Below are 12,342 nucleotides of genomic sequence, written 5' to 3' on the forward strand. Positions count from 1 at the left end.
CGGAACGGTCAGCGGCCCGGGCCGGGCTCCTCCGCCAGTTCGTCCCGCAGCTCGTCGATCGCCAGCAGGTCCCGGCGCACCCGGCCGGTGCGGTAGGCGGCCCGCCCGGCGATGTGCCCGGCAACGGGCACGGTGAGGATCTGGAACACCGCCACCAGCACCAGGACGCCCACCCGTGGGTCGGGCGCCATCCGCAGCCCGATCCCGACGAGGATGAGCAGCAGCCCCAGGATCTGCGGCTTGGCGGCGGTGTGCATGCGCGACAGCAGGTCGGGGAACCGGACCAGCCCGACCCCCGCCGCGAACGACAACAGCGCACCGATGAGCAGGCAGCCCAGCGCGATCCAGTCCAGCACGGCGGTCACCGGCCGCTCCCTCTCTCGTTCTCCGGCCCGGACTCCGGCCCGGGACCGGCCGCCGGGTGCGGCGCCTCCGCCGGCGGTTCCGGCTCGGGCGTGCGCCGGGAGACGAACCTGGCCACGCTGACCGAGCCGACGAACCCCAGCAGCGACACCACGAGCAGGACCGGCAGCAGCGTGGGGTCGCGGTGGAACGCCGCGAACGTGCCGACACCGGCGATCGTCGCGGCGAGCACGACGTCCACCGACAGCGCCCGGTCCAGGATGGACGGCCCCATCACCAGCCGCGCCATGCTGAGCAGCGCCGCCGCCCCGAGCAGCACCTCGACCGCGATCCAGATGGCCGTCATCGGGCACCTCGCTCTCCGCCGGCCGCCTCCAGGCTCCGGATGTCCTCGCGGGTCCCGAACGCGCGGACCACTCGCTCCTCCAGCCGCAGCACGTCGGCGCGGGCGGCGTCCGCGGCGGCGGCGTCGGCCGCCCCCAGCACGTGGACGAACAGCGTCCGCGTCGCGTAGCGGACCTCCACCAGCACACTGCCCGGCACCACCGACAGCGCCACGGCGGTGCCGGTCAGCATCAGGTCGGACTCGGTGCGCAACGGCACCCGGATGACCGAGCTGCGCGGCACCCGGCCGAACGCGAACGCCTGCAGGATCACCCGGGCGCTCGCCACCACGATGTCCACCGCCATGCCGGCCAGCAGCCGCACGCACGCCCATGGGCGCGGACGCAGGGCGGCGTCCACCGGCGGCATCGGGAACGCCAGCAGTACGGCCAGAGCGGCCAGCACGCCCGACGCGAGCACGCCCGCCGAGACCTCGCCGTACAGCATCGTCCACACCACGACCAGGACGGCCAGCGTCGGCAGGTGCACCGCCCGGCGGGCGGTCCGCGGCCGGTCGCGGCGGCGGGGCGTTGCGGACGGCGCCATCATGACGTTCCTCCCGGGAAGACCGCGGTGATGTAAGGGGTGCGCGCGAGCAGTTCGGCCGCGGCGCGGTCGCAGTACCCGATCAGCGGCCCGGCCAGCAGCGTGAACGCGAGCCCCATGACGACCAGGCCCGCGGTGGCGCCCACCATGGTCGCCGGCAGGGTGGCCGAGGTGACGATCGTCCGCCCGCCGAGGGTCGCCGCCCGCGCCACGGGCCGCGCGACCGGCGCGCGCACCCGCGACGACGGGCCCACGGCCTCGCCGGGCCCGAACGCCGAGGTCGGCGACTCCTCCTCCGCCTCCTCCAGGACGGTCCCCGGCTCGGCGACCGCGCCCGCGATCGGCGTCCGCCAGAACGCGTGGTTCCACACGCGGGCGATCGCGTACAGCGTCAGCAGGCTGGTCAGCACCGACCCCGCCACCAGCGTGTACGCCAGCGGCGTCCCGGCCTGTACCCCGGCCTGCATGAGCCCGAGCTTGCCGAGGAACCCCGACAGCGGCGGGATGCCGGCCAGGTTCATGGCCGGGATGAAGAACAGGACGGCGACCAGCGGCGACAGCCGGGCCAGCCCGCCCAGGTCCGTCATCGAACTGCTGCCCCCGCGCCGCTCGATCAGCCCGGTCACCAGGAACAGGCCGGTCTGCACCGTGATGTGGTGCGCCACGTAGTAGACGGCCCCGGCCATCCCGTGCGCACTGCCCAGCGCGATCCCGAACACCATGTAGCCGATATGGCTGACCAGCGTGAACGACAGCAGCCGCTTGATGTCGGTCTGCGCGACCGCGCCGAGGATGCCGATCACCATCGTGGCCAGCGCCGCCCACATGAGCACGTCGTCCACCCGGCCCTCCGGGAACAGCAGGGTCTGGGTGCGGATCATCGCGTACACGCCCACCTTGGTCAGCAGGCCGGCGAACACCGCGGTCACCGGCGCCGGGGCGGTGGGGTAGGAGTCCGGCAGCCACGCCGACAGTGGGAACACCGCGGCCTTGATCGCGAACGCCGCCAGCAGCAGCACCTGGAGCACCAGCCGCAGCTCCTCGGGCACTCCCGGAAGCCGGACCGCCAGTTGCGCCATGTTCACCGTGCCCGCCGCGGCGTAGGTGAGGCCGACCGCGATGAGGAAGACCAGCGACGACAGCAGCGACACCACCACGTAGGTGGCGCCCGCGCGGATGCGCGCCTGCGTGCCGCCGATGGTCAGCAGCACGTAGCTCGCCGTCAGCAGGATCTCGAACCCGACGTAGACGTTGAACAGGTCACCGGCCAGGAAGGCGTTCGACACCCCCGCCACCAGGATCAGGTAGGTGGGGTGGAAGACCGCGAGCGGCGCCACCTCGTCCTCGTCGGCGAGGCCCTGGCCGATGGAGTAGACGAGCACGCCCAGCGTGATCGCCGCGGAGACCGTCACCATCAGCGCCGACAGCCGGTCGGCCACCAGCGCGATCCCGATCGGGGCGCCCCAGCCCCCGATGTGCACGACCTGCGGGCCGTAGGCGTCCACGCCGAACAGCAGCACCAGGCCGATCACCAGCACCACCGAGAGCGCGATGACGCTCATCGCGCGCTGCAGTCGCGTCAGCCGGGTGCCGATGGCGAGCTTGAGGCCCGCGGTGAACAGCGGCAGCACGACCGGGAGGGGGACCAGGTAGTGCAGGAAGTCGGCCATCTGCTACTCGCTCCCCTGGAGGTCGCTGTCCTCGGCGCGGGCCAGCCGTTCGCGCTCGGCCCGGATCGCGGCACGCAGCCGCCGCTTCTGCGAGCGGATCCGCCGCCGCAGCTCGCGGCGCATCTCCCGCTCGGTCTCCCGGTCGATCCGGCGGTGCTCGCGCAGGCCCTGACGGCAGCTCTCGACCTCCCGGCGCAGCTCCTCGACGCCCTCGATGTGCGCCTGACGCGCGTCCCGGAACCGCCGCGCCATCTCCGCGTCGTCGGCGCCCGCGCCGCCCTCGGTACCGCTGCGCAGCCAGGCGCGCAGCTCGCGGTCGGCGGCCAGCATCCGGGACCGCAGCTCGGCGCGCTCCGCCGCCTCCTTGCGGTCCTGTGCCGCCATCCGGTCGCGCAGGTCGGCGCGCTGCGCCCGGATCTCGGCGCGGAGTTCCCGCCGCTGCCGCCGGATCTCCGCGCGCAGCTCCCGCCGCCCGCCGCCGAAGGCGATACGCCGGTCCTCCGCGTCGTCCTGCACATCGTCGTTGCCCTGGAGCTGCCAGCTCCGGTACGCCATGGCGAGCAGGAACGCCGTGACCCCCAGCGTGATGACGATCGCGGTGAGGATCATCGCCTGGGGCAGCGGGTCGGACATCTCCGGTTCCGGGGTGAGCCCCAGCAGCGGCGGCCGGCCGGCGGTGCCCCCGGTGGACAGGATCATCAGGTTGACCCCGTTGCCCATCAGGATCACGCCGAGCAGGATCCGGGTGAGGCTGCGTTCCAGCAGCAGCACCACGCCCACCGCCACCAGCACGCCGGTGACCGCGATGAGGAGCAGGGTCGGGGTGTCGTTCACGGGGTGATCTCCTCGGCCTGCCGCTCGCTCACGATCTCCTTCTCCAGCTGTTCGTCGACCCGCGCCCCCAGACTGCGCAGGATGTCGAGCACCAGGCCGATCACCAGCAGGTAGACGCCGAAGTCGAAGAGCAGCGCCGATGTCAGATGCACGTCCCCGACCAGCGGGACGTGCAGGTCGAGCGCGCCACCGGCCAGGATCTCGGTGCCGAACAGCGCGCCGGCCAGCGCCGTCCCGGTGGCCGTCACCAGCCCCAGCCCGATGAGCGCGCCCGGCTGCGCCCGCACGGCCGCGTACAGCTCATACCGGCCACCGGCCAGGTAGCGCACCATGAGGCCGAGCCCCGCGACGATGCCGCCGGCGAACCCGCCGCCCACGTAGCTGTGGCCGACCAGCAGCAGGTAGATGGAGAGCAGCATGACCACGGGGAACAGCGCCCGGGCGATCACCTCGAAGACGATGGAGCGCCGTTCCCGGGACAGCGCCTGCGCCCCGGGCAGCCAGAGCGGGTTCCAGCGCGGCTGCACCCGCAACTGCCGCGGCGCGGTGGCCAGCGCGGTCGGCTGCCAACCGGCGCCGGTCCCGGTGGCGGCCGTGCCCCCGTTCGGCGACGGCCCGGCCGTCGGCAGCGGCACGGCGCGCTCGCCGACCCGGCCGCGGACCGGCTGCGTGCGGCGGCGCAGGAACATCAGGCTGGCCACGCCCGCCGCGGCGACCGCCAGCACCGAGATCTCGCCCATCGTGTCCCAGGCCCGCAGGTCCACCAGGATGACGCTGATGATGTTCTTCCCACCGGCTTCCCGCGCGGCGTCGGGGAACCCGGCCGAGATCGTCTCGGCGCGGCGGCCCGCCAGCGCGAAGTAGGCCATGGCCGCCACCAGCAGCCCCGTCGCCGCGCCGATCAGCAGGTTGCCCAGCCGACGGCCGCGCAGCGCCGGGGTGCTGAACCTGCTCGGGAACCGGCGCAGCACGAGCACGAACACCACCATGCTGACCGTCTCGACGAGGAACTGGGTGAGCGCGAGGTCCGGGGCGCCCTGCAGCGCGAACAACGTCGCGGTCCCGTAGCCGGTCAGCCCCACCAGCACCACCGCGAACAGCCGGCGGCGCACCGCCAGCACCCCGAGCGCCGCCACGATGATGACGATGGCCGGCACGATCTGCACGGGGGAGTCCCACACCCGGATCGGCGGTGCCTCGATCGTCCACAGCTCACCGCGGATGATCGGGACGGCGCTGACGACCACGACGGTGACCAGGGTCGTGCCGAGGTAGAGCGGCAGGGAGCCGCGCTGGGTGAAGCCGGTGACCTGGAGGGCGAAGGAGTCGACGGCGGCCAGCGCGCGCCGGTACACGCGGTCGGCGTCCACGAGCGCGAGCCGGTGGCCGAGCCACGCCACCCGCTCGCGGGCGGCGAACAGCAGCAGGCCGCCGGCGACGCAGAACAGGGACAGGACGAGCGGGAGGCCGAGCCCGTGCCACAGCGCCAGGTGCTGCGGCTCCCCGCCGGTGGTCCAGCGGACCGTGTCGGCGTATCCGGCCAGGACGGGGTCGGCCGCGGCGGCCAGCGGGCCGCCGGCCAGGCCGGCCAGCGCGAGCAGCGCCGCCGGGGCGACGAACAGCGGGCCGGGCCGGTGCACCGGAGTGGGCGGGACGTCCCGCTTGTCGGCGAAGGCGCCCCACAGGAACCGCAGGCTGTAGCCGACCGTGCACACCGACCCCAGGACCACCCCGGCCAGGACGATCGTCCAGGGCGCGCCGCCGTGCTCCAGCGCCGCGAACGCCGCCTCCTTGGCGGCGAACCCGGCGGTCGGCGGGAGCCCCGCCATGGAGGCCAGTGCCAGCACCGAGATCCAGAACACCACGGGGAGCCGGCGGCGCAGTCCGGAGAGGTCGCGCAGGTCCCGGGTGCCGGTGCTGTGGTCGATGATGCCCACCACCAGGAACAGCGGCGCCTTGAACAGCGCGTGGGCGGCCAGCATCGCCAGACCGGCCAGCGCGGCGTCGCGGGTTCCGGCGCCGAGCAGCACGGTGAGGAAGCCGAGCTGGCTCACCGTGCCGTAGGCGAGCAGCAGCTTCAGGTCGTACTCGCGCAGCGCCCGCCAGCCGGCGAGCACCATGGTCGCCGTGCCCACGGTCACCGCGACGACCTGCCAGAGGGCGACGTCGCCGAAGGCCGGGGTGAGCCGTGCGACCAGGTAGACGCCGGCCTTGACCATGGCGGCGGCGTGCAGGTAGCCGCTCACGGGGGTGGGCGCCTGCATCGCGGCGGGCAGCCACAGACTGAACGGCAGCAGCGCCGACTTGGAGAGGGCGCCGACGAGGATGAGCGCCAGGGCGGCGGTCACCATCGCTCCGCGCGGCGGGTCGGCGAGGATGTCGGAGATCAGGTAGCTGCCGGCCGCCTCGCCGAGCATGATGAGGCCGACGAGCATCGCGAGCCCGCCGAGCGTGGTGACGACGAGCGCGGTCATGGCCGCCCGGCGGCTCTCCCGCAGTTCGGCGCGGTGGCCGATCAGCAGGTAGGAGAAGACCGTGGTCAGCTCCCAGTAGACGAAGAGCTGGATCAGGTCGTCGGCCAGCACGAGGCCGAGCATCGCCCCGGCGAAGGCGGTCAGCACACCGGCGAACCGGCCGAGGCCCGGCTCGTCGTCGGCGAAGTAGCGGGCGCAGTAGACGAGGATGAGCGTCCCGATCCCGGCCGCGATCAGCGTCATGACCAGGCCGAGCACGTCCATCCGGAACGCGAGGGTGAGCGAGAACTCCGGCGCCCACGGGACGGCCACCTCGACCGGGTGGCCGGCGACGACGCCGGGTGCCCGCAGCAGCGCCCAGACGGTGGCGGCCCCGGGGACCGCGGCGAGCGGGAGGAAGGCGTTCCGGCCCCAGCGGCGCACCAGGAGCGGTGCCGCGAGGGCTGCGACGAGGTGCGCGACCAGAAGCGCTACCACGCCGCCCCCGGCCGGGACGCTCGGACGGCCGGCGGCACCTCCACGGGCACGGTCGACTGGGACCCCACCTTGCTCCTTCCTCCGCACACGCGGCGGCGATCGCTCTCCTCGGCGCCGCGCGACGCGCTCGCCAGACCGACCCTAGGCACGGCGCGCCGGGATTCGGCGGCGGCGCGGGGCGGGTGGCCGGGGGAGCGCCCCTGGGTTTACTCGGAATTTATGTGTTGTCACTATTAGATGTACATGCTACTTAAGTGTCGAAGGCCGGGAACAGGCGGGGTGGGACTGCCGGATGGAACGGGACGTGGAACAGGACTCGGCGGCGACGTTCGCCGAGTTCACGGCCGCCTGGGGTGACCTCGTCGGCGCGGTCGTCCGTGCCCGCGGCCGGGAGACGCATCTGGGCGAGGACGGTCTCACCATGGCGCAGGCCATGCTCATGCGGGCCGTCGCCGCACTGGACCGCCCTACGGTCGGCGCCATCGCGCACGCGCTGCACATCGCCTCCCCGTCGGCCACCCGGATGCTCCAGCAGCTCGAACGCAAGGGAATGGTCGAACGCCACCGCGACCCGGAGGACGAGCGCACGATCCTCGTCACCGTCACCCCGCGCGGGGAACAGACCCTGACGCGGTGGCGCGCCCACGTCACCGAACGGCAGCGCCGGCTCTTCGACCGGATCGACCCGGCACAGCGTCCGTTGCTCATCGCCCTGCTGCGCGAGATGGGCGCGGCGATCGAGGACTCCTGACGGCGCCGCCCTCCCGCGCCGACCCGTACCGTGGGCGGCGGCACCGGGCCGGTGCCGGGAACGGCCGGCCCGGAGGCGGCGCCGTCCCGTGGCACCGAGGCGGCGCCGGTGCCGCCCGCCCTGGCTACCCGCGCCTTTGCTCTGAGACGGCCACACGGTTACCGGACGGGCAGTAATCTCGGTTCGGCCCGTTCCGGAGTCCGGCCGGTTCCGGCCACGGGCGGCCCGACATGCCGTCCCGCCCGGCGGGCGGGACGGTGCCGGCCGCCGGAGCACGGACACCGCGGGCGACGCGGAGCGCACATGGTCCGGCGAAGGGGCTGATACATGACGTGGGCCATTGTCGCGGGCGTGGCGGGAGCACTGGCGTTCGCCGCGGGAGCCGCGCTGCAGCAGCGCAGCGTGCTGCACCTCTCGGCGGGCGGCACCGGCCAGGCGCGGCTGCTGCTGCGGCTGGTGCGGGACCCGGTGTGGCTGACCGGAACGCTGCTGACGGGCTGTGGCCTCGCCGGGCACCTGCTGGCCCTCAGCCACGCCCCGCTCACCATCGTCCAGCCCATCGGCGTCAGCGGGCTGCTCTTCGCGGTGCTGCTCTCGGCCCTCTTCCACCGGCGCCGGCCGCTGCCGGCCCAGATCTGGGGATCCCTCGCGATCACCGGCGGCCTCGTCGCACTGCTGAGCGCCCTGCCCTTCGATCCCCACGAGCCGGAACCGTCCGGCCGCGCCCTCGTGTCGCTGCCGGTCCTGGCCGTGGCGATCATGCTCGCCTGCGCGTGGATCGCCCGGCGCGCCGGTGACGCGGCACGCGCGCTGATGCTCGCGGTGGCCGGCGGGGTGGGGTACGCGGTCACCTCGGCGCTGGCCCGGATCGTCGGCGTCGACGCGCTGGCGCACCCGGTGAGCGTGCTGCGCCCGCTCACTTTCGTGGCCATCGCCATGGCCCTGATCGGCGCGGTCGTCATCCAGAACGCCTACCGGACGGACCATTTCACGCTCGCCTACGCCACGCTCCTGATCAGCGATCCGGTCGCGGCAACGGTGATCGGGGTCCTCTATCTTGACGAACCACTGCCCTCGCACCCCGGCGCGGCGGCCGTCGCCGTCCTGGCGGCGGTGCTGGTCGGAGTCGGCACCGGGATTCTGGCCCGCTACTCCCGGCCACGCGCCGCCCGCACGGAAACGGGGCCGCCCCCATCCGGGGCAGCGGACCGCCGTGCCGGGGACGGCGCGCGCGAGACGGAGCCCGTGACGCGCTGACCTCCGGTGCGGCACCGGCGAGGACCGGCGCAGGTCAGATGGCCAGCAGCACGAGCGGGGCCGCGGTGTAGGCCACGACGAACCCACCGGCGACGAGCGCCGTGGTCCCCACCGCCACGAGGGCGGGGCGCACCCAGGGGAATCGGCGGACGACCGCCCACGCCGGCACCCCGACGCCCACGGCGATCGAAGCCCACCAGTACTCCGGCGAGGTGGTGTCCGCGATCACGGTGAGCCCGTACACGCCCTCGCCCACGAGCACCCCGCTGATCGCGCCGATCGCGGCCGGAGCCATCCGGGAACGGGTGCGGACCGCGTTCCCGCCCAGGCCGAGGAAGGGGCCCACCACGACCGCGGCGACCAGCCAGAAGGCCGAACTGGCCAGCGACGTGGCGTAGCCGCGCAGTTCGGAGGCGACGTCGTAGCCGGCCACCATCGCGAGCAGCGTGACCACGCCCATCACGGCGGCCACACGCGGCCGTGGACAGAGCATGGCCAGCAGGAACGCGATCAGGCTCCAGGAGCCGGAGGAGTTCGCGAGCGAGTGCAGGATGCCGGGGAGCAGTCCCTGGGCGACGGATGTCGCCATGCCGACGAGCAGACCGCCGGCCAGTGCGACCCCGGGGTACACCAGTGGGGATCGGGTCGTCACCTCGTCGGTCGAGGTGGCCGCCGTCGGCATAGGGGTCCCTTCCGGGCAGGGGCACGGTCGCCGCACACCGTACCGGACTCGGGACCGTCCGCAGCCGCGGCTGCGCCGCACTGCGGTGTCACGCCGCGCGCTGGAAGGCGACCGCGATGTGGGCGGTGTCGAAGCGCCAGCCGTCCGGCGTGCGGACGGCCGTGTAGCGCAGCCGCACGCCGGACTCGCGGTGCGGAGGCCGCCCGTCCCGGTAGAAGTAGACGAGCTGGTTCGCCGAGGCCGACGCGTGGTCGCCGTCGACGGTCACGAGGATGTCGCCGTGCACGTGCTGGGTGCGTTCGCCCGGCAGCTGGTGGGCGCGCAGGTGGGCCGTCACCTCGTCGACGCCGCGCAGCAGGCCGCGCGGCGAGCGCACCACCACGTCGTCGGTGTAGACGGTGCCGGCGTCGTCGTGGCGGGCCTCGTCAAGGAGCCGGGACAGCCGGGCGAAGAGCTCGGCGATCTCCAGGCGGTCGGTGATCTCGGACATGCGGCGACCTCTTTCATTGGCGTATCCAATGTTGGCGCGACCAATTATATGGGTTCGTGGGTGCGGCCAACAGTCCGGTGAGGCTCGCCGCGGTCCAGAACGCGCGACGCTCGCGCCGTCTGTTCGGAGAACCGTCGGTGCCTGGGGGTACCGTCTCCGGCGAGCGGTCGGTCAGGTGTCCACCGGGGCCCGCGACCAGGGGGGCGGGCTGGGAAGGGTCCCGCAGGGCCGGATCCGGAGTGCGTAAGCGTGACCCCCGCCCCCTCGACCGCTCCGAGCCGCCCGGCCCGGACACGAAACACCCCGGGTGGCGACCGTGCAGTGGGAAGGTTCGCACGGGCACCACCCGGGGCGGCCCTGGCGGGGTCCCTGAGATCGGGATCCCGGGTTCGTCATCGTCGTCGGGTCATGGTCCGCGGGCCGATCACCCGCGAGGTAGGCGCCCCCGTCCTCCGCATCCCCCACACGGAGGACGGGGACGGGTCCGTCATCCGCCGATGCTGTCGGCGGACTGCGCCGAGAGCGTCACCTCCGCCTCGTGGGTCCGGCCATCCCGTTCGTAGGTGATGGTGACGGTGTCGCCCGGTTGGTGGGAGCGTATCGCGGCGATGAGCACATCGGGGTCGGTCACGGTGCGGTCGTCCACCTTGGTGATGACGTCGCCCTCGCGCAGCCCCGCCTCGGCCGCCGCGCCGTTCGAGCCGACCTGGACGATCCCGGCGCCCTGGCCCTCGTCGGCCGTCCGGGCGGCGGTGATCGTCGCGTCGATTGCGGCGTAGTCCGCCCGTCCGTCCTCGATCAGCTGCTCGGCGATCGGCCGGGCCTGGTTGATCGGGATGGCGAAACCCAGCCCGATCGACCCCGACTGGCCGCCGGCCGGGTCGCCGGTGCCGGCGATCGCGGTGTTGATCCCGATGACCTCGCCGTCCATGTTCATCAGCGGACCACCGGAGTTGCCGGGGTTGATGGGCGCGTCGGTCTGGATCGCGTTGATGACGGTCGAGGTCTGCGCCGAGGTGGGACCCTGCTGCCCCTGCAAGCCCTGTCCGTCCTGCTCACCGGGCAACCCGAACGGCAGTCCGCGCTGCTGCTGTTCCGGCTGCTGCTCCTCGGAGACGCCGGTGTTGACCGGCCGGTCGACGGCGCTCACCACACCCGACGTCACGGTGCCGGAGAGGCCGAGCGGCGAGCCGATCGCGACGACGTCCGCGCCCACCTCGACCTTGTCGGAGTCGCCGAACTCGGCCGGGGTGAGACCCGTCTTGTCCACCTTGATGACCGCCAGGTCGGACACCGGGTCGGCTCCGAGCACGGTGGCGGTGGCCTCGCTGCCGTCGTTGAACTGCACGTTGATCTCGTTATCGCGGGCACCGGCGACCACGTGGTTGTTGGTCAGGATCTGGCCGTCCGAGCTGATGATCACGCCGCTGCCGCCGCTGCCCGTGCTGGTGGAGATGGAGACCACGCTGGGCAGCGTCTTGGAGGCCACCGTGCTCACCGAACCGCTGGAGACCGAGCCGGACGGCTGGGCGGTCAGCGAGCTGGAGGTGCTGCTCCCGTCGCCGGACAGCACCTGGGTGGTGATCACCGCCGCGGCCGGGCCGACGATGAGGCTGGTGACGAGCGCGGTCGCGCCGGCCACGAGCAGCAGCCGTTGCTGCCCGGGGCGCTTGCCGGCCGGTGGCTCGGGCGGTCCCGCGGCGAACGCCCCGTGCGCGTGGAAGGGCGGCTGGCCGTGTCCGCCGCCGGAATGCCCGCCCGCCGGGTGGGCGCCGAAGCCGTAGGGGTCGGTCGGCTGCGACGACGGGTCCGCGCCCGCGGCACCGGGATGGCCGGGGGCCGCCGCGGCGAAGACGCCCGGCCCGCCCGGATCCGGGCGGCCGGTGGGCGCGTCGGGCCAGTGTCCCGGCGGCTGCGAGGGGGACGCGGCCGGTCCGCTCCAGGCGGCCGCCGCCGGGGCGGCGTCCGGCTCGGCCGGCCGCCGCTCGCCCGCGGAGCGGCCGAACAGCCGGCGCCAGCGCGGCCGGCTCGGCAGGGACGACCGCTGGAGAAACGGTGCCGCCGGAGACTCGGGCGCCGTTGCGGGCCGCTGTCCCGCGTCGCCCGCACCGGTGGCGGTGGGATCGGCGAAGGCCGGGCCGGGCACCGGGTCCGTGGCCGCCGGGCGCTCGCTCTCGGGGGCGCCGGACGCGGGGGCGTGGGGGAAGGGGTCGGTCTGCTCGGCGTCGGCCCTGGAGGGGGACGCGGCGCCGGCCGGGGTGGGGACGGCACCGGCGGCTTCGATCCGCGTCTCGTCGGCGCGGTCGCCGCCCTGCGGCCCCTCGCTGGAAGTTCCGCTGGTGGGATCGGTTGCGCTCATGTGCTCCTCCGGGCGGGGCTCGGTTCCGGTGGGCGGAGCCTCCTGGGGATCCGCC

Annotated in this window: 11 protein-coding genes; 2 read left to right on the forward strand and 9 right to left on the reverse strand. The window is 74.1% G+C overall.

Annotation, left to right across the window (positions count from 1 at the left end):
- Positions 1-8: 8 nt before the first annotated feature.
- Genes mnhG through ACFQRF_RS02390 form a run of 6 tightly spaced genes read right to left on the reverse strand, consistent with a single transcriptional unit; the run spans position 9 to position 6,748 of the window.
- Positions 9-365, reverse strand: coding sequence for a monovalent cation/H(+) antiporter subunit G (gene mnhG, locus ACFQRF_RS02365; protein WP_379868376.1), 357 nt, complete (start codon positions 363-365; stop codon positions 9-11).
- The gene (locus tag ACFQRF_RS02370; protein ID WP_379868377.1) at positions 362-709 is read right to left on the reverse strand and encodes a monovalent cation/H+ antiporter complex subunit F; all 348 of its coding nucleotides are present in this window, start codon (positions 707-709) and stop codon (positions 362-364) included. The genes mnhG and ACFQRF_RS02370 overlap by 4 nt, the downstream gene beginning before the upstream one ends.
- Complete coding sequence (locus ACFQRF_RS02375; RefSeq protein ID WP_379868378.1) at positions 706-1,293, reverse strand: Na+/H+ antiporter subunit E; 588 nt, start codon at positions 1,291-1,293, stop codon at positions 706-708. Before ACFQRF_RS02375 ends, ACFQRF_RS02370 begins: the two co-directional genes overlap by 4 nt.
- Positions 1,293-2,963 (reverse strand): Na+/H+ antiporter subunit D, encoded by a 1,671-nt coding sequence (locus ACFQRF_RS02380; protein WP_379868380.1) that lies wholly within the window; start codon positions 2,961-2,963, stop codon positions 1,293-1,295. Before ACFQRF_RS02380 ends, ACFQRF_RS02375 begins: the two co-directional genes overlap by 1 nt.
- A 3-nt stretch (positions 2,964-2,966) precedes the next feature.
- A complete protein-coding gene (locus tag ACFQRF_RS02385; RefSeq protein WP_379868382.1) occupies positions 2,967-3,797 on the reverse strand; it encodes a Na(+)/H(+) antiporter subunit C in 831 nt (276 codons plus the stop codon).
- Complete coding sequence (locus ACFQRF_RS02390; RefSeq protein ID WP_379868384.1) at positions 3,794-6,748, reverse strand: Na+/H+ antiporter subunit A; 2,955 nt, start codon at positions 6,746-6,748, stop codon at positions 3,794-3,796. Before ACFQRF_RS02390 ends, ACFQRF_RS02385 begins: the two co-directional genes overlap by 4 nt.
- A gap of 304 nt (positions 6,749-7,052) precedes the next feature.
- Between ACFQRF_RS02390 and ACFQRF_RS02395 the strand changes: the two genes are divergently transcribed.
- Complete coding sequence (locus ACFQRF_RS02395; protein ID WP_379868386.1) at positions 7,053-7,499, forward strand: MarR family winged helix-turn-helix transcriptional regulator; 447 nt, start codon at positions 7,053-7,055, stop codon at positions 7,497-7,499.
- A 327-nt stretch (positions 7,500-7,826) separates the two neighbouring features.
- The gene (locus tag ACFQRF_RS02400) at positions 7,827-8,756 is read left to right on the forward strand and encodes a DMT family transporter (RefSeq protein ID WP_379868387.1); all 930 of its coding nucleotides are present in this window, start codon (positions 7,827-7,829) and stop codon (positions 8,754-8,756) included.
- Between the two features lie 34 nt (positions 8,757-8,790).
- On the opposite strand, the gene ACFQRF_RS02405 is transcribed toward ACFQRF_RS02400, so the two are convergent.
- The 3 genes from ACFQRF_RS02405 to ACFQRF_RS02415 all read right to left on the reverse strand — a co-directional run bounded on the left by ACFQRF_RS02405 (position 8,791) and on the right by ACFQRF_RS02415 (position 12,287).
- The gene (locus ACFQRF_RS02405) at positions 8,791-9,438 is read right to left on the reverse strand and encodes a DUF6518 family protein (protein WP_379868389.1); all 648 of its coding nucleotides are present in this window, start codon (positions 9,436-9,438) and stop codon (positions 8,791-8,793) included.
- An 88-nt stretch (positions 9,439-9,526) separates the two neighbouring features.
- On the reverse strand, positions 9,527-9,928 hold the full coding sequence (locus ACFQRF_RS02410; protein WP_379868391.1) for a nuclear transport factor 2 family protein: 402 nt from the start codon (positions 9,926-9,928) through the stop codon (positions 9,527-9,529).
- A gap of 487 nt (positions 9,929-10,415) precedes the next feature.
- Positions 10,416-12,287 carry a S1C family serine protease gene (locus ACFQRF_RS02415; RefSeq protein WP_379868392.1) on the reverse strand — a complete coding sequence of 624 codons (1,872 nt, stop codon included), beginning with the start codon at positions 12,285-12,287 and terminating at the stop codon, positions 10,416-10,418.
- Positions 12,288-12,342: the final 55 nt, after the last annotated feature.

Origin of the sequence: Marinactinospora rubrisoli (assembly GCF_042664915.1) — a bacterium.
In the GTDB taxonomy this organism is placed as follows: Bacteria; Actinomycetota; Actinomycetes; order Streptosporangiales; family Streptosporangiaceae; genus Marinitenerispora; species Marinitenerispora rubrisoli.